Source organism: Micromonospora sp. BQ32 (assembly GCF_059358895.1).
Window position 1 is genome coordinate 81766 of the sequence record NZ_JCADBI010000017.1, and the last position, 20919, is coordinate 102684.

The following is a 20919-nucleotide window of genomic DNA, read 5'->3' on the forward strand; positions in this document are numbered from 1 at the left end:
CACCCGTCCAGGTTCGCCCGCAGCCCATTCCAGCCCAGGAGGAGCGATGCCCTTCATCATCACCAGGAGACCGTCCGGCGGCGGGTCGGTCCGTCGCGGCTGGCGTGCCGGCCTGGTGCTCGCCGTGATCACCACGCTGGTCGGCGCGGCCGGCGCCGTTCTGGTCGGCGCACCGCCGGCGGCGGCGGCGAACATCGACACCAACGCCTACTACGTGCTGGTCAACCGACACAGCGGCAAGGTCCTCGACGTCCGGGACACCTCGACGGCGGACGGCGCCGTGATCCAGCAGTGGTCCCGCAACGACGGCGCGTGGCAACAGTTCCAGTTCGTCTCCTCCGGCAGCGGCTACTACCGCCTCAAGGCCCGGCACAGCGGCAAGGTCGTCGACCTCTGGGAGTGGAACACCGCCGACGGCGCCGAGTACCGCCAGTGGTCCGATGTCAACGGCACCAACCAGCAGTTCCAGGTCCTCGACTCCGACGGCGGGCACGTCCGGCTGATTAACCGCCACTCCGCGAAGGCACTTGAGGTCTGGGAACGGTCCACGGCCGATGGCGGCCGGATCAGCCAGTACGCCGACCTCAACGGAACGAACCAGCAGTGGCAGCTGGTCGCGGTCGGTGGTGGCAGCACACCACCGGCCACCGGCTGTGGCAGCGGGTCGACCAACGCCGAGGCCGTACTGAGCGGAGGCACCTGGACGGTCCGCAATGGCTCGTCGACGGTCTACTCGGGTTCGGACATGCTGTCGGCGATGCAGGCTGCGGTCAACTCGCTGTCGGCGGGTCGCACGTCGAAGCAGCGGGTGGTGGTTCGCGGCTCCGGCTCGATGAGCGCGGGCTCGCGGCTGTCGCTGCCGTCGTACACGACCCTGGCCGTGTGCGGCACGATCAACGTGACCGGGTCGGGCTCGGGTGACCAGGCGCCGGTGTACTCGCGGGGAACCACGGATGTCGAGGTGCAGAACCTCACGCTGACCGGTGCGCCGTTGTACGGGATCTTCATGCGCAACGTGAACAACCTGACCCTCGGGCAGATCGACATGCGGCTCTCCGCCGGGCTGGGCGTCCGTATCGACAACCACGGTGGAGACCGAGCGGTCAAGGTGCGCAACATCCGCATCGACAACGTGTACGTGTCGGGTACCGGTAGCCACGGGGTGGAGACGTACGGCGTGGACGGTCTGACGATCGGCACGGTCACGGCGCGGAACACCCGGGACTCCGGCCTGCTGCTCAACGACACGATCAACGCCACGGTCGGTACGGTCGACGCGCAGGGCGCCGGGGCCGGAACCGGGTACGCGGCGTTCCGGATGGCCAACCGCAACGGCCGGGTGGGCAACTCGTACCCGACCAACATCCGGGTCGGAACCGTGCTCGCGTCCGGCGGTGGTCGGGGGATCTTCTGCGTGTCCGAATCCGGTGGCGCGGTCATCGACCGGGTGACGATCTCGAACACGGGGAACAACTCGATCCTGGTGGAGAACTGCTACAACGTGATCATCGCCGGGGTGTCCGGGACGGTGACGGGCGGTGGCGAGGTGCGGATCGCGGCCCGGAGCGAGTTCCCGATCTCCTCCGGCATCCGGTTCCAGAATCTGACCGTCAGCGGCACCAACATCACCCAGAGCCCCTGCGGTGGGGCGAACAACACGATCAGCAACGTCACCCGGGTCAACTCGACGCTGACCTGGTGTTGACCCGGTGAAGGGCGGCCGCCCGGGTGCGGGCGGCCGCTCTCAGCCCTTGGGCCGGATCGTGGCTGCCGCGTCGGCCCGGACAGGTCGCGGGGTTTCGCCGGTCGGCGCTTCCGGGTAGCCGTTGGCCCATGAATCGCCATCTCGTCAAGGCTCTCCAGGTCGCGTGGGAGCTGCCGGAGTTCCGCTCCGGGGTGCGACACGTCGTCGATCTTGAGGAGATCGCGGGGCTGCTGGCCACGCTGTCCGTCCCGGACCGTGACCGCGAGGTGGAGCGCAGCCTGCTGGGCCTGCTGCGGTCCGGCCTGGACACGGTGGAGATTCGGGAAGCGGTGTTGCTGCTGCTGGAGCGGGACGAGGTACGCAGGCCGCTCGTCGCGGCGGCGGTGGAGCCGCTTGCCGACCGGCCCGGTCAGGCGGCCGCCATCGCGTCGGCGGCCGAGGATCCTGCGGTGCGGCGTGAGGTGCGGGCGGTGCTGGCCAGCGCCAAGGTGCGCGAGCTGATCTGGCAGGCGATCGACAGCCAGCTGAGCGACAACCGGTTCGGCCTGATCCGCCGGGCGGCGGTGCTGTTCGTGTGGCACCCGCGTGTCCGACGTCTCGCGTGGGCGATGCGCCGGCACGGCGTGTTGCGCGAGCTACGCCGCAAGCAGTGATCCACGCCAGCCGGTGCCGTCGGCGTCGCGCGTGGGCACGATCCCGGACGGTAGATCACCGACGACGGCGGGCCATCCACTGCCAGATGTGGGTGCCGTTGACGCTCGGGTCGTTGCGGGCCACGTAGATCCAGGACCAGTGGCCGGGGAACTGGTAGCCGTTCCAGACGACGTGGTCGTACAGGGTGATCAGCGATCCCGGGATGAGGTCGTGGGCGTGGATCGTGTTGGTCTCGGGTGGCACGGTGTCGTCGTCGAGCGAGGTGACCAGCCAGGTCGGGGTCTGAATCTTCGCCAACTCGGCGTCGGTGATCAGCGGCGGGCCCTCCCCGTCGAGCGGCTGGACGACGCCGCAGATGGGCACCGACGCGGCGAACAGGTCGGGATAGGTCGAGGTCATCTCAAGGGACATGTAGCCGCCGTTGCTGCAACCGACCACGTAGATCCGGTCCGGGTCGACACGCTTGCGGCGTACCAGATCCTGGACGATCTCGCGGATCAGCGGGGCGAACCGGGGGCCGTCCTCCATCCAGTAGGAGGTGCTCTGCGGAGCGACGACGTACGCGCCGGAGAAGATCCGCTGAGCCTGCGGGGTGGCGAAGCCGAGCGCTCCCCGGTTGGCGCGCAGTGTGGTCTCGTTGTCGTAGTAGTCGTCGGGCAGTGAGGCACCCTCGCCGCCGCCGTGCAGCCAGACGATCAGCGGCCGCCGGCCGCGCCGGGGCGAGTGGTCGGGAGAGTACAGCCGGTACTTCAGGCCCGAGCCTGAGACGTGGTAGCTGAAGGCGTCCACCTCGGGGTTCGACAGCCCCGCCTGCACGAAGCGGCCGATGGTGACCGGCGAGCCGTGACGTCGGACGATCGGGGTGTTCTGCGTGATGGTGTAGACGAGGTCCAGTCGGACGTTGCGGCCCCTGCTGAGGATGTAGCCGAGGGTGCCACCGCCGGGTTGACCTTCGGCGTGGCTCAGCTCCAGCACGATGTTCCCGTGCCGGTCGAGTCGGGCCGCGGTCACCGTGCGGTTCAGGTCGTACTCGCTGAAGATCTGGTCGCCGGGAGCGATCGGGATCGGGCTGGTGGCCTTGGCGTGCACGGTGAACGTGCCGGGGGTCAGCCCGGCCGGGTCGATCGGCCCGAGTCGGCCGGTGTCGAGGGTGACCGAGGTGACCTGCTCACCGCCGTCGAGCGTTCTCGCGTCGAGGGTGAAGCTCACGCTGGTGGGGTGGTGACCACCGGCGTGGGCGGCGAGGCCCGGCAGGGCCAGGCCGATGGCGGCGCCGGCCCCACCGGCCAGAACGGTGCGACGAGTGACAGGCGTGGACATGCGGCCCCCGTACCTTGCGATGTAGAAGCTCATCGATGGTATCTCAACGTAACGCCGTGGAGATCCGCTGGCAACCGGTGCCGCCACGAGTGATCAGGGCGCCCCACGTCGGTACAGCTACGTGGGAGGCGCCCTGATCAGTCACGGGAGGAAGACCGCCCGCACGGTCAGCTCAGGCGCTCGAACACGGAGAACGGGTAGACCCAGGCGGGGTTGAAGATGAGGCCCAGCCGGTGCAGGTACCGCTGGCAGGCGCTGGGCTGCGCCGGGTCGGGGCAGAAGGTCACCCACAGCTCGGAGTAACCATCCTTCTCGGTCGGGCTGTAGTTGACGATCTCGTCGCGCACGACGAACTGCATCGAGGTCAGTCGGGGGTCCTGCACGTCGTTGGGGAAGGAGAGGACGTGTCCAGGCCGTACAGCACGATCTCGTTGGGGAACAGGCAGACACTCGCCTGGAAGTACAACTCGTAGATGGTGGTGTAGGTGGCGGTCTCGTAAACCTCCTCGGAGACCTCCTCCCGGTAACAGGGGGTGCCCGGCGGGAACCCGGCCGGCGGGGGCACCGGAATCGCGTTGGTCGTGATGTCACCGGTGGTGCGGGCCGACTTGCCCGACGACGCCGCGCGCAGGCCGCCGTCGGCGCAGGCCGCCTTCGTCTTGCAGATGGCCACGTCGGGCGCCGCCGACGCCGCCGCCGGGACGGTGAGCGTCGCCGCGAGCACGCTCAGGGCCAGGACCAGAGACTTGAGATGTACGGACACATGACCTCCAATGATTCGATCAGTGCGCTCTGCACCCGAGCAGGATCGCCGATCGGGCCGGACCTCTGGCCGCGATTCCGTACACCGCCGTACACTGACAAACGTCGATTGCCGACGGTGGGGAGCAAGGCGCTGGATGCTGCGGGGGCCCAAACGTCCGACGACCTTGCTGGCCTGTTGCGGGCGTTGCGACGCAGGCACGCACGCCAACAGGGCGACGGTGAGCTGACCTATCGGGAGCTGGCCGCCCGCACCGGCTGGTCGCACACCGCGATCGCGGAATACCTCACCGGGAAGACGCTGCCCCCCACCGACCGGCTCGACGCCCTGGTCCGGCTCCTCGGTGCCACGCCGGCCGAACAGGGCGCGCTGGCCACCGCCCGGGACCGCATCGAGGAGAGCCGCCGCCGCGCGCCGCGCCCGCCCGACCGGATGGTGCCCCGGCAGTTGCCCGCGGACGTGGCCAGCCTCGCCGGCCGTGACGACGAGTTGGCCCTTCTCGACAAGCTCGTCGCCGCGCCCACCGCCGTCGTGGTCGCCGCGATCTCGGGCACCGCCGGGGTGGGCAAGACCGCCCTGGCCGTGCACTGGGCGCATCGCGTCGCCGACCGGTTCGACGACGGTCAGCTCTACGTGAACCTGCGCGGCTTCGACCCGCGTGGGCAGGCGGTGAGCGCGGCGAAGGCGCTGCACGGCTTCCTGGACGCGCTCGGGGTACCGGCCGCCCGGGTGCCCGCCGACCTCGACGCCCAGGCCGCCCTGTTCCGCAGCGCGCTGGCCGGCAAACGGATCCTCATCGTGCTGGACAATGCCCGCGACGCCGAGCAGGTCCGTCCGCTGCTGCCCGGCACACCCACCACCATGGTGCTGGTGACGAGCCGCAACCAGCTCACCTCGCTGGTCAGCCTCGACAACGCGGACCCGATCCCGCTCGGCCTGCTCAGCCGCGACGCGGCCAGTCATCTGCTCACCAACCGGCTCGGCGCCGAACGGGTGGCCGCCGAGCCGGCGGCCGCCGAGGCGATCATCGCCGCCTGCGCCCGCCTCCCACTGGCGTTGAGCATCGCCGCCGCCAGAGCCCAGCAGTCCGGCTTTCCGCTGGTCACCCTCGCGACCGAGCTGGGCACGGCCGGTCGACGGTTCGGCGTCCTGGACGCGGGTGACGCGGTCGGTGAGGTACGGGCGGTGTTCTCCTGGTCGTACACCGCGCTCACCCCGCCGGCGGCCGGCCTGTTGGCTGCTGGGCCTGCACCCGGGCCCGGACATCACGGTGGCCGCGGCGGCGAGCCTGGCCGGCCTTCCGGCGGATGGAACCCGCCGGTCGCTGACCGAGCTGACCCGCGCGAACCTGCTCGCCGAATACCGGCCCGGCCGGTTCACGGCGCACGACCTGCTGCGGGCGTACGCTGCCGAACTCAGCGACAACACCGACCCCGAGCCGGACCGCAGGGCCGCCACCACCCGGCTTCTCGACCACTACACCCACACCACCCACGCCGCCGACGCCCTGCTACGCCCGCACAGCGACCCGGTCGACCACCTCATGACCCCGCCCGCGGCCGGTGTGCGACCTGAGCGGCCCACCACCCATCCGGAGGCGATGGCCTGGTTGACCGCCGAGCACCCGGTCCTGCTCGCCGCGCTCCGCCAGGCCGCCGGCGCCGGATTCGACACGCACACCTGGCGGCTGGGGCGGGCCCTCGACACGTTCCTGGACCGGCAGGGGCACTGGCAGGACCGCGTCGAGACCTGCCGGGCGGCCCTACGCGCCGCCGAGCGTCTCGGCGACCCGGTCGCGCAGGCGGTCGCCCACCGCTTCCTCGCCGGCGCCCACACCGTGGTCAACCAGTACGCCGACGCGCTGGGCCACCTCGAGAGGGCCCTCGACCTGTACGTCCGCGCCGGAGACGTGGAAGGCGAGGCACGTACGCACCAGAACCTCGCCTCGCTGTGGGACCGGCAGGGTGAGCCGCGGAAGGCCCTCGATCATTCGGAGCGGACCCTCGCCCTGGCCCGGGCCGCCGGCCACCGCAGGGCCCAGGCCGACGCGCTCAACGCGGTCGGCTGGTGCCATGCCCAGCTCGGCGAGCACGTCGAGGCGTTGGCGCACTGCGAGCAGGCACTCGACCTCCTCCGGCAGCTCGACGACCGCGCCGGCGAGGCCGCCACCTGGGACAGCCTCGGCTTCGCACACCACCACCTCGGCCAGTACGACCGGGCCGTGGAGTGCTACGAGCGCACGCTGGAGCTGACCCGCGACCTCGGCGACCTCTGGGGCGAGGCGGACACTCTCAGCCGCCTCGGTGACACCCGCCACGCCCTCGCCGACCCCACCTCCGGCCGGGCCGACTGGCAGCGGGCGCTGGACATCTTCACCGCCCTCAATCACCCGGACGCCGCCGCCGTCCGCGCCAAGCTCCAGCTACCGTGACGGACGTCTCCTCGCCCGGCCACCAGGGCACCCGATAGCCACCGGTCGTACTTTGGGACGATCTGGAGTCGCACCACCGTTCGTACGATGGGTCCCATGCACCCTCGCCTGCACGCGGTGATGACCGAGCCGCGTGTCTCCCCCGCCCCGTCGCGGGTGTGGCGCGACTGGGCGGTGATCGCAGTCCTCGCGCCGGCGATCGTGTTGGAAGGGATCTTCCGACCCGATCTGCCGTGGCGGGTGGGTTGCGTCGTCGTCGCACTCGCGCTGCTGCCCACGCTCCGGTGGCGCCGTACGAAGCCGCTCGCGATGGTGACGATCGCGTTCGGCGGTACGACAGTCGCCCCGTACGTGCTGCCCGGCGACCCCTGCCAGCTGTTCACGGCGGGTTTCCTGGTCCTCCTGGTCTACGCGCTGTTCCGCTGGGGTTCCGGCCGGGATGCCGTGATCGGTTCGTTCTTCGTGGTGGCCAAGGTGACCGCCGGCGGCCTGGTCGGGTCGACCGACGGCGGCGAACTGGTCGCCGGCTTCGCGGTGATGTTCGCCGCCGCCACCCTGGGCGTCGCGATCCGCTTCCGCGCCGCCGCCCGGCTGCGCGAACTCGATCAGGTGAAGCTGTTGGAGCGTGAACGGCTCGCCCGTGACCTGCACGACACGGTGGCCCACCACGTGTCGGCGATGGCGATCCGCGCCCAGGCCGGCATCGCCGCGTCGGCGAGCCAGCCGGGTGCCGCCGTCGAGGCGCTGCGCACCATCGAGGCCGAGGCGTCCCGTGCGCTCGCCGAGATGCGCGCGATGGTCCGCGTCCTGCGCCGCGACCAGCCCGCCGACCTGGGGCCCAACCCGCAGGTGGCCGACATCGGGCGGCTCGCCGGCCAGTTCCGCACCGGGCCGAGGGTCGACGTGGAGCTGCGCGGCGACCTCGGCGACCTGCCGCCCACGGTCGGCTCCGCGCTCTACCGCCTGGCTCAGGAATCGGTCACCAATGCCCGTCGCCACGCTCGCCACGCCACCCGCATCGAGGTCAGCGTCGCGGCGGACGACGCGTCCGTGCGCCTGCGGGTCAGCGACGACGGCGCGGTCGGTGCCGCCCGACCGACCGCCTCGACCGGTTTCGGCCTGGTGGGCATGATGGAGCGCGCCGACCTGCTCGGCGGGACCTGCGAGGCCGGCCCCAACCCCGACCGTGGGTGGACCGTCACGGCAGTGCTCCCGCGCCAGGGGGTCGGCGCGTGACGGTTCGCGTGCTCGTGGCGGACGACCAGGAGATCGTCCGCACCGGCCTCACCATCATCTTGAACACTCAGCCCGGCATCGAGGTCGTCGGTGGGGCTGGCGACGGCCGGCAGGCGGTCGAACTCGCCCGGCGGCTCCGCCCCGACGTGTGTCTGTTCGACATTCGCATGCCGGTCATGGACGGCATCGAGGCCACCCGGGCGCTCGCCGGGCCAATGGTCCCGGAACCGCTCGCGGTGGTCGTTATCACGACCTTCGACCTCGACGAGTACGTGTACGCGGCGCTGCGCGCCGGCGCCCGCGGCTTCCTGCTCAAGGAGGCCGGCCCGGACCTGCTCAGCCAGGCCGTGCACGCGGCCGCCAACGGGGACGCGCTGATCGCGCCGAGCGTCACCACGCGGCTGCTGAAGGCGTTCGCCGACGCGGATCCGGCCGCGCCGCGGAAGCAGCCCATCGAGGCGCTCACCGACCGGGAGGAACAGGTCCTGGTCGCCGTCGCGCGGGGACGCACCAACCAGGAGATCGGCGACGAGCTCTACATCACGTTGAGCACGGTCAAGTCGCACGTCACCAGCCTGATGACGAAGCTGGGGGTGCGGAACCGGGTCGAGGTGGCGATGTGGGCGTACGAGACCAACCGCCGCCGTCGGCACTGGTGACCGACGGAAGTACGACGACGCTGCCCGACCTTGGGCCGACCGGATCGCGGCCCATGTGCCGATGAGCGGGGGCGGGTGCGGCGTCCACCATCGGTGGCATGACGATGCGCGAGTGGCGGCTACCCGCCGCGTTGATCCTGCTGGGCCTGATACCGGTGTTCGCTGGCGCGGGACGGCTCGCCGAGTTGGGCACCGGACCGGCGCTCACCCCGGCGAACGCTCGGTTCGTCGCCGATCCGCTGCCGGTGGTGCTGCACATCGTCGGCGCGGTGATCTACACGATCCTCGGCGCGTTCCAGTTCGTGCCCCGTCTGCGCCGCCACCGCTGGCACCGCCGTGCCGGCCGGGTGCTCGTCCCCTGCGGGCTGACGGTCGCCTTCACCGGCCTGTGGATGGCCGTCGCGTACGACCTGCCGGCCCATGACAACGACGTGCTCGCCGGGATGCGGCTCGTCTTCGGCTCGGCCATGGCCGGCTCGATCGTGCTCGGCCTCGCCGCCGTGTTACGCCGGGACATCACCCAGCATCGCAGGTGGATGGCGCGCGGCTACGCGATCGGCCTCGGCGCCGGCACCCAGGCGTTCACCCACGCGCCGTACCTCATCGCGACCGGCGAACAGCCCGACGGCAACGTCCGGGCCGGGCTGGTGGTCGCCGGCTGGTTGATCAACCTTGCGGTGGCCGAGTGGTATTTGCGGCGTCCGGCGGCGGTCGTCACCGCGGCGGCCCCGCGCCGAGCTGAGCCCCTTCGGCAGAAAGGCTGAGGGGTCAGCCGGCTCCCCTCACACCTGACGGTGTGGCTGCCGTGCCGGCGGTACGGCAGCCACACCGGGGCGTCACCGGTTCTGCTTCTCCTGGCACGGCACGCAGAAGCGCGCGTGCGGGAGAATTTCGAGTCGCTCGGCCGGGATGCTCTGGCCGCACCGCTGGCAGGCGCCGTAGGTGCCGTCGCTGATCCGGCTCAGCGCACCGGTGATCTGCTCGATGTTCTGGCGGGTGGCCGTCAGCAGCGCGGCCTGGTTGTGGGCCTCGCCCGGGTCGCCGGTGTCCGCGTTGAGCTCGGTCAGTTCCCGCAACCGAGCCGTCTGGGTGGCGAAGTCGTCCGCCAGGGACGCTCGCATGTCAGCCAACCAGGTCTGGTCGAGAGTACGACGATGATCGACGCTCATGGTCTGCCTTTCAAAGGGGAAATGGGCGTGAAAAACAAAAAGGGCCGAAGCTTGATAGCTTCGCCCTGGCGGTCGTTCTGAATATGCAACGACTCCGCGGGTGGGCCTCGGCCGGTTCGCATCGGGCTCGACACTGTGTGCGTGGGCGCGGTGCGCGGTGCGCGGACAACCGGCACCCGCATGTCGGCCTTGAGGCGGGTCGCCGTCGGCACGCGGACAGCACCGCCCACCGCCACCTCGGTGGCGGCGGGCGAGCGGAAGGTCACCGGCGGCATGCCCCCACCATAGAGGGGTGTTTGCCCTAAAGCCAACGTCCGCGATGGGACCTCACTCCGCCACAAACTGCCGCTTTTCGCCGCAACAGGGCCGTTGCCCGAACCCGGTGGGTGCCCTTCGATATCGCAGCGGAGTCATCTTTTCGAGTCCTAGACTGCGGTGCATGGCGGGGTTTTACCCTGCCAACCGGGGGGAGAGAACGCCATGCCATCTCGGTCAACGCCGTCCGGGTCTCCGTCGGCAACCCAACAACCCGACAAACCTCAGGCTGGCGCCAACCGCGACATGCCGCCGGAACTGGGCTCAAATGCTGTCGGCATATTCGAAGGCCGGACCTTCATGTTGTCCAATCCGGCCGGGGACGTACCGACGGACTCCATCGCTGGTCTGGTGCATGACGACACCCGCTACATCAGCCGTTGGGAGATGACGCTCGACCGGCATGCTCCACTCGTCCTGAGCGCGAACCCTGTCGATCCGTACTCGGCGGCTTTCTTTCTCGCGAACCCTGAGCTCGATGGCCTGGCGGCGAACCGGATCGGCGTGCGGCGGGAACGATTCGTCGGCGACGGCATGTACGAGCGGATCACGGTGCAGTATTTCGGCGCCGAGCCGGTCTCCGTGCGCCTGCGGTTGGATGTCGGTGCGGACTTCGCCGATCTCTTCGAGATCAAGGGAACGGGGCGAAGCAGGCTGGCTGACATCCGGCGGAGCCACCGGTCGGACGGTTCTGCGCTGCGTTTCTCCTACCAGAATTCGCACTGGTCGGCGGTCACGACAGTCGAGGCCGAGCCGCCTGCCGACCGGGTCGAGGACGACGCACTGGTCTGGGACGTGCACCTGGGGCGAGGTCAGACCTGGGGTTGTGAGCTGCGGGTGCTGCTGAACTGTCAGGGGAAGGACTACCAGCCGGCCAGCCGCACCTTCGGCGAGGAGCATGACCCCGGTGCCGATGACGCAGCCTGGCGGTGGCGGGAGAACAAGCCGCACCTGAGCGCCGAATCAGAGCTGTTGCGCAGCGTTTACCACAAGTCGGCCAGTGATCTGGTGTCGATGCGGATCGCCAAGGAGATCCGCGGTGAGCAGGTCGTTCTGCTGGCCGCCGGCATGCCCTGGTTCCTGGCGGTCTTCGGGCGGGACACTTTGATCACCGCCTACCAGAGCGTCAGCTGCGGACCCGACGTCGCCCGGGGCGCGCTTGTCACTCTTGCCGCGCACCAGGGCAGCGTCGTCGACGACTTCAGCGACGAGGAGCCGGGAAAGATACTTCACGAGTTCCGGTCCGGCGAGCTGACGCAACTCGGCATCATGCCGTACGGCCCGTGCTTCGGCGCGTCCGACACCACCCAGCTGTGGCTCATCCTGCTCTCCGAGTACTGGCGGTGGACGGGCGACGACGCGCTGGTTCGGCGGTTGCGTCCGAACGCCGACGCGGCTCTCCGTTGGATCGACACCTTTGGCGACCGCGACGGCGACGGCTACGTCGAGTACGCCACGCGCTCCCCCGAAGGCATGCGCAACCACTGCTGGCGCGACTCACCGGACGGGGTCCAGTTCGCCGACAGCATGCTCCCCTCCCTGCCGGTCGCCACCTGCGAGATCCAGGGTTACACCTACGACGCGAAGCTCCGCGCCGCGCAACTCGCCGACGGGCCCTGGGCCGACAGCGCTCTGGCGCAACGTCTGCGTACCGAGGCCGCCGAGCTACGCGAGCGGTTCAACCGCGACTTCTGGCTGCCCGCGCGCGGCGGCTTCTACGCGGTCGGCCTGGACGCCGACAAGCGCCCCATCGACTCGATGACCTCGAACATGGGTCACCTGCTGTGGAGTGGCATCGTCCCGCCCGACCGTGCCGCCACGGTGGCCCGGCACTTGATGTCCGACGAGATGTTCTCCGGCTGGGGCGTCCGGACCCTCTCCACCGAGGATGTGGGGTACAACCCCATCGGATACCACCTCGGGACCGTGTGGCCACACGACAACTCGATCATCGCGGCGGGGCTCGCTCGGTACGGCCACCGCGACGCGGCGAACCGCATCGCGATGGCGATGCTGGAGGCCGCCGCCCACTTCGAATACCGCCTGCCCGAGGCCATCTCCGGGTACGACCGCTCGCTCGGCCGACGACCCGTGCCGTACCCCACCGCCTGCAATCCCCAGGCGTGGGCCAGCGGGGCGCCCCTGCTGTTCCTGCGGACGATGCTCGGCCTCGACGTCGACGGCGGGATCCTCGCCACCGACCCGCATGTGCCCGAGGCGCTGGGGAACATCCGGCTGACCGGGGTGGCTGTCCACGGGGCACGTCACACTGTCGAGGCATCCGCGTCGCAGCCTCCCACCTCGGCCTGAGCCGCGGCGCTCGTCCTTCACCGCGGAGGCGGGACCCGACCGCGGGTTGCGGTCAGCGGTCGAGCGGGGTTGGGGTCAGCCCGGGGTGAGGAGGCAGAACTCGTTGCCCTCCGGGTCGGCGAGCACCCGCCACGGGACGTCCTGGCCCAGGTCGATGGGGGTCGCGCCGAGACCCCGCAGCCTGGCCGCCTCGGCCTCCGGGTCGTCACCGGGGTACGGGCGGACGTCGAGATGGACGCGGTTCCATCCGCTCTTCACGTCAGGTGTACGGACGAACTCCAGATAGGGGCCGATGCCCTTGGCGGAGCGCAGTCTCGCCCCCTGGTCGGTCACCTCGTGCAGCGTCCAGTCCGTGGCCTCGCTCCAGAACCGGGCCATGGCTCGCGGGTCCGCGCAGTCGACCACCACAGCGGCGATCGGTCCGGTGTCCCGGTAGAGCGGTCGGGGATCCAGCACGCAGAACTCGTTGCCCTCCGGGTCGGCCATGACCGTCCATGGCACGTCACCCTGGCCCACGTCGGCGGTGGTCGCGCCGAGATCCCTCAGTCGCGCGACCACCTGCGCCTGGTGGGCCGCCGAGGTGGTGGCGAGGTCAACGTGCACCCGGTTCTTCACCGTCTTGGGCTCCGGGGAGACGACGAGGTCGATGCAGACAGCGACGGGGTCGGGGTAGACGAAGCCCTCGGGTTCGAGGTTGGTCACGCCCGGTCCCTCACTGGAGACTCCCCAACCAAGCACCTGTGCCCAGAAGCCGCCCAGCGCGGAGTCGTCCCGAGCCTTCATGTTGATCTGAACAAGCCGTGTCGCCATGCCGGCGATGCTAGGGCCTGCGCCGACGTCTCGCTGACCGTCATGGCCGCCTACCCGCGCTACCGTCCGCGCTCGTCCGGAGGCTGCTCTTTCGTCAGGTGAAGCAGCCACCCGTCGCCGGTGCGGATGAGCGCATATCGTCGGCGGCCGGTGCGGCCGTGCAACGTGAACAGCATCCGACGGTCGGTACGATCATGCTCTTCCCAGGTGCCAATGTCGGAGATCGACTTGTCGACGTCCTCGTAGGTGAGGTGATCGAGGTCGTGGTCGGGCACGGCGATCGCGAGCCGGTTGTCGCTGGGGCTGTCCGGCAGACCGCGAGGCACCGCCCACGAGCGCAGCACACCATCTTCCTCGAGCCGCAGGTCAAAGTGCGGTCGTGGTTTGCGGTGGTGGTGCAGGACGAAGGCCGGTGCCACTCCCCCATTGTCGGCACCTGCCGGCCCTTCCGCCTGTCAACGCGACCACCTCACGACGCCTGGTACGCCTTCCAGTCCTCGACCGGAGTGAGCGGAACCGGTGCGGGCCGCTGCACCGTCGTCGTCAGCTCGATTCGCCGGCCTTCCGCCGCCGACCGGAGCAGGCTGGTCATGGTTTCGAGTACGTGCAGTGCGAGGTCGCCGTCAGCGCGCGGCGGACGCTGGTCGTCAGCCCGGACAAGGTCGAGCAGACCGATGCCCCGGGAACCCTTGGCGTAACCGGCCCTCGGTTCGAGAGCGCGCCATTCGGTGCCGCCGAGCGCGAAGAGGCGGACCTCGCCGTCGAAGTAGTTCGGATCGGGTACGGCGAGCGTGCCGGCCTCCCCGTGTACCTCGATCGGGGCTGCCGTCGTCTGGACGCCGTCGAAGCTCGTCGTGATGGTGGAGAGCGCACCGTTGGCGTGCTCGAGTACGCCGGTCAGGTGGGTGTCCACCCCGACCGGGATCCGCTGGCCGGTGCGCGGGCCCGAGCCGATGACGCGCTCGGCGCGCAGGCGGCTGGCGGCGCCGGTCACCGCGCGGACCGGCCCGAGCAGGTGGATGAGCGCCGAGATGTAGTACGGGCCCATGTCCAGCAGCGGGCCGCCGCCCGGGGCGTAGTAGAAGTCGGGGTTGGGATGCCAGCGCTCGTGCCCCGGAGTGACCATGACGGCCGACGCGGACATCGGGCGGCCGATGAGCCCGCCGTCGATCGCCGCCCGCGCCGTCTGCGTACCCGTGCCCAGGACGGTGTCCGGCGCGCACCCGACGCGGACGCCGGCCGACGCGGCCCGTTCGACGACCGAGCGGCCGTCCGGGAAGGTCACGGCGAGCGGCTTCTCGACGTACACGTTCTTGCCCGCGTCGATGGCACCCAGCGAGATGTCGGCGTGCGCCGCGGGGATGGTGAGGTTGAGCACCGTCTGCACGTCGGGGCGGGCGAGCAGGCGCTCGACGCTCAACGCCTCGGCCCCGGGAATCGTGGCCGCGACCTCGGCCGACCGGGCGGCGTCGAGGTCGGCCACCGCGGCGATGCTCAGCTGGGGGTGGTCCGCGAGGGTGTCCAGGTACGCCCGGGAGATGACCCCGACACCTACGACGCCGACGCGGTGCGGGTCGCCCACACCATTCCCCTCTCGATGACGGTACGGACGCTTGGGTGCTCCAGCACGTCGAGGCTGTGGCCCGGGGTCGTCACGACGACGCGCCCGGCACCCCAGAGCCGGGTCCAGATCGCCGGCGAGGTGACCGGGCGATGCCACGGATGCCACGCCTGCGTCGGGTGGGTGGTCACGGCCAGTACGTCGATCAGGTCATCGTGCAGCACCCAGTACTGTTCGGTGACCAGGTCGAAGTCCTCGATCCCGGCGGTGATCGGGTGCTCCCGGCCGAGGTCGGTGACGCGCACCGTGTGCGGCAGGAAGTTGTCTTCCGGGCCACCGTGACGCTCACACGGCTCCCGGCCCGGATGGGTCGCGAACTGACCACCCACCAAATGCAGGTATTCCGATGACGCGCGGAACGAGTCCACGATGCCGCCATGCCAACCGGTGAAGCCCGTACCGGCGATGACCGCCGCGCTGAGGCCCGCCACCTGGTCCGTGGTGATCTGCGACATCGTCATGCACTGCACGACGAGGTCGGTCGCGGCCATCTCGGTGGCGTCGGCGTAGATCTCCGTCGACTCCTCGACCCGTACGGCATAGCCGCTACGTTCGAGGAAGGGGAGGAACAACTCGGTCGCCTTGACCGGCTGGTGCCCCTCCCAACCGCCCCGAACCACCAGTGCTCTCCGCTGCGCCACCCTCGCTCCCTCCCACGGCCCGTCGCCACCGGGCTGGCGCTTCCGCCCCGACGACGTGCCATCGATGCCCGTACGTGTCGCGCACTGAAACCGTACCCGTGGTCGCCGACAAAGCCGACGTACGCCGGCGTCCGGATTCCACTGTGCCCGGTCCGCTCACGGCACACGCGAGCGGCACCGGTGCTGGACCGGCGCAGGGGTTCCGGGCCGGCCGGGTTGGATCGTGAGCACTGCGGCGGGGACGTCACGGCGCTCACGACCCGGTATCGACATGAGCTGAGCGCCGTGATGATTGGGAGGTGCGCTGACGAAGCGCCCATCAACGGATCAACCGCTACGGCGGTTACCCCACTGGCGAGGACTCTGGACCGAGCCCCGGCCGCCGAGGTGCTGACCCTTTCCGTGCGGTTGGGGCGAGACGACCTTGCCCTTCGCGCGTCGGGCAGCCCGATTCGCGGGAACGGCAGCCGGGTCGGCTTCGGTCTCGGCCGTTGTTGAGGTGTCGGCAGCCACCGCAGGGGCGTCTTGGGTGGGCTCAGGCTCCGGCATCGGGTTCTCCTTGGATGTGGTGGGTGCCTACGGCCCATCGACGGCCGGCGGACGCCGACTGGTCGACGCCGGGGTGCGCGCCTCGACGGTAGCGCAACGCCAGGCCCGGCTGAATGTTCCCCCACTCCGACGGGACAGTCGTTACCTGCTGCCTCCCGGCGCAGACCGAGCCCCAGGCCGCGACCGCATCGCCGCAACTGGATACTTCTCTGGCCCGATCCAATGGGCGCCCGTGCCGAAGCCATGGTCGCGCGGCCAGAGTTACGGCCCAGCATGCGGAGGTGGGTATTGGGCCGTCCGGAGAAGCCGGTGGACCCGACGGCGGGCCCGGTGCAACGGTTGGCGTGGCAGCTACGACAGTTGCGCGAGCACGCGGGCAACCCGAGCTATCGGCTCCTGGCTCGGCGCGCGCACTACTCGGCAAGCACGTTGGCGGACGCGGCGAAGGGTGACCGGCTGCCGTCGCTGGAGGTAACGCTCGCGTACGTCCATGCCTGTGGCGGCGACCTGGCCGAGTGGCGGGCACGATGGTCGGCCATCGCCGAGGCGGCGGTCGCCTCCGGCACCGCCGAGACCGTCGCGCAGCGCTGCCCGTATCAGGGGCTGACGGCATTCCAGCCCGAGCAGGCGGAGCTGTTCTTCGGCCGTACGGAGCTGGTCGAACGGCTGCTGGCACTGGCCGACCGGCGGTGCCTGAGCGCGGTCATCGGGGCTTCCGGAAGCGGCAAGTCCTCGTTGCTGCGGGCCGGTCTGCTGGGTGCCGTCACCGCCGACCGTGGGCTCGCGCAGCGGTGGCGGACGATGTTGCTGACGCCGACCGACCGCCCGCTGGAGGCGTTGGCCGCCGAGGTCGCGAAGTTGACCGGGCACGATGCCCCAGACATCCGGAAGAACCTGGCGGCGGATGCCGCCGCGCTCGACATCGCGGTGCGGAGCGCGTTGGCGGGCGGCCCGCCGCAGGCCCGCGCACTGCTGGTGGTGGATCAGTTCGAGGAGGTGTTCACACTCTGCGCGGACAAGGCGGAACGCCGCCGATTCATCGAGGCGCTGCTGGACGCCGCGCAGGGGCCCGACCGCCGCACCACGGTGGTGCTCGGGGTACGCGCCGACTTCCTCGCCCACCTCCTGCAGTATCCGAACCTGGCCGCGGCCCTGGACGACGAGGCGCACCTTCTCGTGCGGCCGGTGAGCTCCACCGACCTGCGGGAGATCATCGTCCGGCCCGCCGCCCAGGTCGGCATGGGCGTCGAAGCCGACCTGGTCAGCACGGTGCTCGCCGATGCCGCCGACGAGCCGGGCGCGTTGCCGCTCGTCTCACACGCGCTCCTCGAGACCTGGCAACGACGAAGCGGGGAGACCCTCACCCTGTCGGCCTACCAGGCGAGTGGCGGCGTGCGCGGGGCGATCGCCCAGACTGCCGAGCGGGCCTATGGCGATTTCGGGGCGGCCGAGCAGCAAGCCGCTCGCCGGGTCTTCCTGCGGCTCACCGCATTGGGCGACGGTACCGAGGACACCCGGCGGCCCATCATGCGCACCGAACTCGACGGTATCGCCGACGAGGGGGTCACCGCCCGGGTTCTGGACCAGCTGGCCGAATCCCGGCTGGTGGTCATGGGCGACGGCACGGTGGAGGTGGCCCATGAGGCACTCATCCGGGCCTGGCCGCGGCTACACCGATGGCTCACCGATGATCGCGCCAACCTGCTGATCCACCGGCGACTCACCGAAGCCGCGCGCACCTGGGCGACGCTCCACCGTGATGCCGGCGCCCTGTACCGGGGCACCCAGCTCCTGGGCGCGCAGGCCCTGGCCGAGGACCATCCGGAGGAGCTCAACGAACTCGAAAGCTCTTTCCTGCACGCCAGCTCCGCTCTCGCCGAGTCCGAGCAGAACGCCGCCCGACGTCAGGCCCGCCTGTTCAAGCGTCTCGTCGCAGGCATATCCGCGCTACTGGTGCTCGCCCTGCTGGGTGGCGGCGTCGCGGTACGACAACGTCAGGACACCCGCCGACAGCAGGTGACCACGCTCTCCAGCGAGCTGTCGCTGCAAGCCCGATCCCTGCTCGCCACCGATCCCGACCTGGCCGGCCTGCTGGCCGTCGAGGCCGACCAGCTCCACTCGAACACCGAGACCCAGGGCGGCGTGCTCAGCGCGGCGGCCGCGCCCCACCGCACCGAACTCAACGTCGGCGGGCCGTCCATCTACACGGTCGCGTTCAACCCGGACCATTCCCTGCTGGCCTCCGCGGCCGGCGACGGCACCATCGGATTGTGGGACCCCGCACGTGGCGAGCGGATCGCCACCCTCTCCGGCCACACCGGGCGGACCGCCGACCTGGCCTTCGCGGACCACGGAAAGCTGCTCGCCTCCGTCGGGATCGACAAGTCCATCATCATCTGGGACGTGGCGACGCGCCAACAGAAGACCCGGCTGACGGAGAACAGCCTCGGGTCGGGCATGGCCTTCAGTCCCGACGGGACCAAGCTCGCCGTCGGCCTCACCGGCGGCCCCGGCGCGAACACCGGCCCCGCCGGCGACATCGCCCTCTACGATCTGCGGACCACAACTCGCACCCTGCTCCGCGAGCACCGGAGTCCGGTCAGATCGCTCACGTTCAGCCACGACGGCGCGATCCTTGTCTCCAGCGACGGGGTGGAGCACCCGGCCGCCTGGCGTGTGGGGACCGGCACGGTGTTCGCCAGACTGCCCGCCGAGCATGTCTTCTCGGTCGCCTTCGGTCCCTCGGGGTATGTCCTCGCGGGTTCCGCCGACGACCGCGGGGTGTACCTGTGGGATCTCGCTGGCGGCCAGCCGGTCCGCCTTCCGCCGCTACCGCTGGCCGGCCGCTACGCATGGACCATCTCCGCGCCCACCGACAGCAAGCTCGCCGTGGCCGACGAGAACGGCGCGATCACCATCTGGGACGTGCGACGCCGCGAGTCCCTGCAGACCTTTCAAGACCGGGGCCGCACCGAGACGGTCTCCGTTGCACTGAGTCGGGACGGGGCGATGCTCGCCTCCGCCGGCTTCAACGGAACCATCGTGCTCCACAATCTGGAGGACGCTCCCTTCAGCGGTTTCGCGGCGCAGGTCAAAGACATGAAGACCAGCCCGGACGGAACCCGTGTCGCCTCGACGGGCAGCGACGGCACCGTCCGCCTCTGGGACACCGACGGTAAACAGCTGGCCGTCCTCGCCGGGCACGCAGACGAGGTGCAGGCCGTCGCGTTCAGCCCCGACGGGCTCCGGCTCGCCGCCGTGACCCGGAACAACATCATCACGATCTGGGATCTCCAACGGCAACGACACGCCTCCGGACCGATCGTGTCCAAGGGAATCGGTGCGTCCACGGACGTCGCCTTCGATCCTGGTGGCCGTCTCGTCGCAGCCGCCACGCTCGGCGCCTTCGTCTGGGACGTCGGCGACATCAACAAACCGACCGACATCACGGCCAGGTTCCCGGCGCAGATCGTCACGTCGCTGGCCTTCACCCCGGACGGCCGCCGCCTCCTGGGCGCGAGCGTCGGCGGCTTCGTCAACACGTGGGACGTCACCACCGGCAAACTTCTCAGCCGTGTGAGAAGCCAGCAGGGCACAGTGCAGGACATCGCGGTCAGCCCCGACGGAGCTCTGCTCGCGACCGCCGGCGACAGCCGTACCGTCAAGCTCTGGGACGCCGCGACCGGCAGCGAACTCGCGGTTCTGCACGGCCACACCGCGCCCGTCCAGGTCCTTGCCTTCAGTCGCGACGGCCGCAGGATCGCCTCCGCTGGCGACGACCGCACCATCGTCGTCTGGGACACCGTTACCCAGCAACGCGCCGCGACCCTCAGCGGTCATGGCGCGAGAGTCCGCGGGCTCGCCTTCACCGCGGCCGGAACCCTCATCTCCGGCGCCGAGGACGGCCGGATCATCCGCTGGTCGTTCGATCTGCGCGCCGCCAGGGCCCGAATCTGCGCCACGGCCGGCCGTCAGCTGACCCGGCAGGAGTGGGCGACGCACATCCCCTCGCAGCGGTACGACCCCTCCTGCGGCGCACCGCCGAGTCGCTGACTGAGCTGCGCAAACGTCCGAAGGATTGTCCGACGTTGTTTGTCCGGTGCCGTCGCCGTGTCGGACAACCTCGCCCCGAACCAGCCTGACTCCAGGACACGAGCCGTGCGGTGGATGTCCACCGAGGAGTCCGACTGCCCGGGGAGCAGCCCGACGGGGGCCCCGGGCACCGGACGACACTGCGATGAAGGAGAACTCGATGAAGCGTTTGGCAGCACTGCTCGCATTGCTCATGACCGTGCTCGCGGGCACGCTCGTCGCCGCCAGCCCCGCCCACGCTCGCAGTCAGCCGGAATGCGAGTCCTACACCGTCGTCAGCAACCAGGCGGGCTATCAGGTCGCCGCGCCGATCGGCAAGTACGGCGTCCTGCCGTGCTCGCTGGTCTGGGGCGACGCCGGGCCGGGCACGCTGGCCCTCCAGTGGGCCCTGAACGACTGCTACCTCGCACCCGCGGGCCGGCCGCTGCTCAACGATGACGCGGCGTTCGGCCAGCTGACCTTCAACGCGCTGAAGTTCGCCCAGAGCAAGGCGGGCATCAGCGCGGACGGCCAGTTCGGGCCGCTGTCACGCGCGTCCCTGAAGTTCCCCGCCTTCACGGGCGGAACCTACGGAACCCCTACCTGCGCCCGCCTCGGTCGTCCGCTGCCGTAACTGCCGCGGGTTAGGCCGCGCCGCCGGTGAC

At 70.5% G+C, this 20919-nt stretch carries 19 protein-coding genes; 10 read left to right on the forward strand and 9 right to left on the reverse strand.

All coding sequences use genetic code 11. From position 1 onward, the window contains the following. Positions 1-46 precede the first annotated feature (46 nt). Both AC5L30_RS26865 and AC5L30_RS26870 read left to right on the forward strand, forming a co-directional pair. The gene (locus AC5L30_RS26865; protein WP_494870466.1) at positions 47-1705 is read left to right on the forward strand and encodes an RICIN domain-containing protein; all 1659 of its coding nucleotides are present in this window, start codon (positions 47-49) and stop codon (positions 1703-1705) included. Between the two features lie 128 nt (positions 1706-1833). Then, positions 1834-2358 carry a hypothetical protein gene (locus AC5L30_RS26870; protein ID WP_494870468.1) on the forward strand — a complete coding sequence of 175 codons (525 nt, stop codon included), beginning with the start codon at positions 1834-1836 and terminating at the stop codon, positions 2356-2358. Between the two features lie 55 nt (positions 2359-2413). Here AC5L30_RS26870 and AC5L30_RS26875 read toward each other — a convergent pair whose 3' ends face one another. The 3 genes from AC5L30_RS26875 to AC5L30_RS26885 all read right to left on the reverse strand — a co-directional run bounded on the left by AC5L30_RS26875 (position 2414) and on the right by AC5L30_RS26885 (position 4442). Then, positions 2414-3679 carry a prolyl oligopeptidase family serine peptidase gene (locus AC5L30_RS26875; RefSeq protein ID WP_494870470.1) on the reverse strand — a complete coding sequence of 422 codons (1266 nt, stop codon included), beginning with the start codon at positions 3677-3679 and terminating at the stop codon, positions 2414-2416. A 167-nt stretch (positions 3680-3846) separates the two neighbouring features. After that, on the reverse strand, positions 3847-4038 hold the full coding sequence (locus tag AC5L30_RS26880; protein WP_494870472.1) for a hypothetical protein: 192 nt from the start codon (positions 4036-4038) through the stop codon (positions 3847-3849). A 5-nt stretch (positions 4039-4043) separates the two neighbouring features. Beyond that, a complete protein-coding gene (locus AC5L30_RS26885; protein WP_494870473.1) occupies positions 4044-4442 on the reverse strand; it encodes a hypothetical protein in 399 nt (132 codons plus the stop codon). Positions 4443-4559: 117 nt separating this feature from the next. On the opposite strand from AC5L30_RS26885, the gene AC5L30_RS26890 reads away from it, so the two are divergent. From AC5L30_RS26890 to AC5L30_RS26910, 5 genes are all read left to right on the forward strand, one after another. After that, positions 4560-6017 (forward strand): helix-turn-helix domain-containing protein, encoded by a 1458-nt coding sequence (locus tag AC5L30_RS26890; protein WP_494870475.1) that lies wholly within the window; start codon positions 4560-4562, stop codon positions 6015-6017. Further along, the gene (locus AC5L30_RS26895; protein ID WP_494870477.1) at positions 5986-6873 is read left to right on the forward strand and encodes a tetratricopeptide repeat protein; all 888 of its coding nucleotides are present in this window, start codon (positions 5986-5988) and stop codon (positions 6871-6873) included. The genes AC5L30_RS26890 and AC5L30_RS26895 overlap by 32 nt, the downstream gene beginning before the upstream one ends. Positions 6874-6969: 96 nt before the next feature. Next, complete coding sequence (locus tag AC5L30_RS26900) at positions 6970-8109, forward strand: sensor histidine kinase (RefSeq protein WP_494870479.1); 1140 nt, start codon at positions 6970-6972, stop codon at positions 8107-8109. Beyond that, a complete protein-coding gene (locus AC5L30_RS26905; protein WP_494870480.1) occupies positions 8106-8768 on the forward strand; it encodes a response regulator in 663 nt (220 codons plus the stop codon). Before AC5L30_RS26900 ends, AC5L30_RS26905 begins: the two co-directional genes overlap by 4 nt. Before the next feature lie 98 nt (positions 8769-8866). Beyond that, positions 8867-9532, forward strand: a complete 666-nt coding sequence (locus AC5L30_RS26910) for a DUF2306 domain-containing protein (protein ID WP_494870482.1) — start codon at positions 8867-8869, stop codon at positions 9530-9532. 72 nt (positions 9533-9604) lie between these two features. On the opposite strand, the gene AC5L30_RS26915 is transcribed toward AC5L30_RS26910, so the two are convergent. Continuing rightward, complete coding sequence (locus AC5L30_RS26915) at positions 9605-9889, reverse strand: TraR/DksA family transcriptional regulator (RefSeq protein ID WP_494870483.1); 285 nt, start codon at positions 9887-9889, stop codon at positions 9605-9607. A 44-nt stretch (positions 9890-9933) separates the two neighbouring features. Continuing rightward, positions 9934-10212 carry a hypothetical protein gene (locus tag AC5L30_RS26920; protein ID WP_494870485.1) on the reverse strand — a complete coding sequence of 93 codons (279 nt, stop codon included), beginning with the start codon at positions 10210-10212 and terminating at the stop codon, positions 9934-9936. A 286-nt stretch (positions 10213-10498) separates the two neighbouring features. Here AC5L30_RS26920 and AC5L30_RS26925 point away from each other — a divergent pair, with 286 nt between their 5' ends. After that, positions 10499-12562 carry an amylo-alpha-1,6-glucosidase gene (locus AC5L30_RS26925; protein WP_494870487.1) on the forward strand — a complete coding sequence of 688 codons (2064 nt, stop codon included), beginning with the start codon at positions 10499-10501 and terminating at the stop codon, positions 12560-12562. Positions 12563-12637: 75 nt separating this feature from the next. Here the strand turns inward: AC5L30_RS26925 and AC5L30_RS26930 are convergent, their stop codons facing one another. From AC5L30_RS26930 to AC5L30_RS26945, 4 genes are read right to left on the reverse strand one after another with little or no spacing between them, the layout of a single operon-like run. Next, entirely contained in the window at positions 12638-13372 is a 735-nt protein-coding gene (locus tag AC5L30_RS26930) for a VOC family protein (RefSeq protein WP_494870489.1), read from the reverse strand. A 59-nt stretch (positions 13373-13431) separates the two neighbouring features. Further along, on the reverse strand, positions 13432-13791 hold the full coding sequence (locus tag AC5L30_RS26935; RefSeq protein ID WP_494870490.1) for a DNA polymerase ligase N-terminal domain-containing protein: 360 nt from the start codon (positions 13789-13791) through the stop codon (positions 13432-13434). 50 nt (positions 13792-13841) lie between these two features. Continuing rightward, the gene (locus tag AC5L30_RS26940) at positions 13842-14954 is read right to left on the reverse strand and encodes a Gfo/Idh/MocA family protein (RefSeq protein WP_494870492.1); all 1113 of its coding nucleotides are present in this window, start codon (positions 14952-14954) and stop codon (positions 13842-13844) included. Beyond that, positions 14924-15634, reverse strand: coding sequence for a ThuA domain-containing protein (locus AC5L30_RS26945; RefSeq protein WP_494870494.1), 711 nt, complete (start codon positions 15632-15634; stop codon positions 14924-14926). Before AC5L30_RS26945 ends, AC5L30_RS26940 begins: the two co-directional genes overlap by 31 nt. 822 nt (positions 15635-16456) lie before the next feature. Between AC5L30_RS26945 and AC5L30_RS26950 the strand changes: the two genes are divergently transcribed. Both AC5L30_RS26950 and AC5L30_RS26955 read left to right on the forward strand, forming a co-directional pair. Continuing rightward, positions 16457-20236 carry an nSTAND1 domain-containing NTPase gene (locus AC5L30_RS26950; protein WP_494870496.1) on the forward strand — a complete coding sequence of 1260 codons (3780 nt, stop codon included), beginning with the start codon at positions 16457-16459 and terminating at the stop codon, positions 20234-20236. A gap of 184 nt (positions 20237-20420) precedes the next feature. Further along, positions 20421-20888 carry a peptidoglycan-binding protein gene (locus tag AC5L30_RS26955; protein ID WP_494870498.1) on the forward strand — a complete coding sequence of 156 codons (468 nt, stop codon included), beginning with the start codon at positions 20421-20423 and terminating at the stop codon, positions 20886-20888. The last annotated feature ends 31 nt before the right edge of the window (positions 20889-20919 follow it).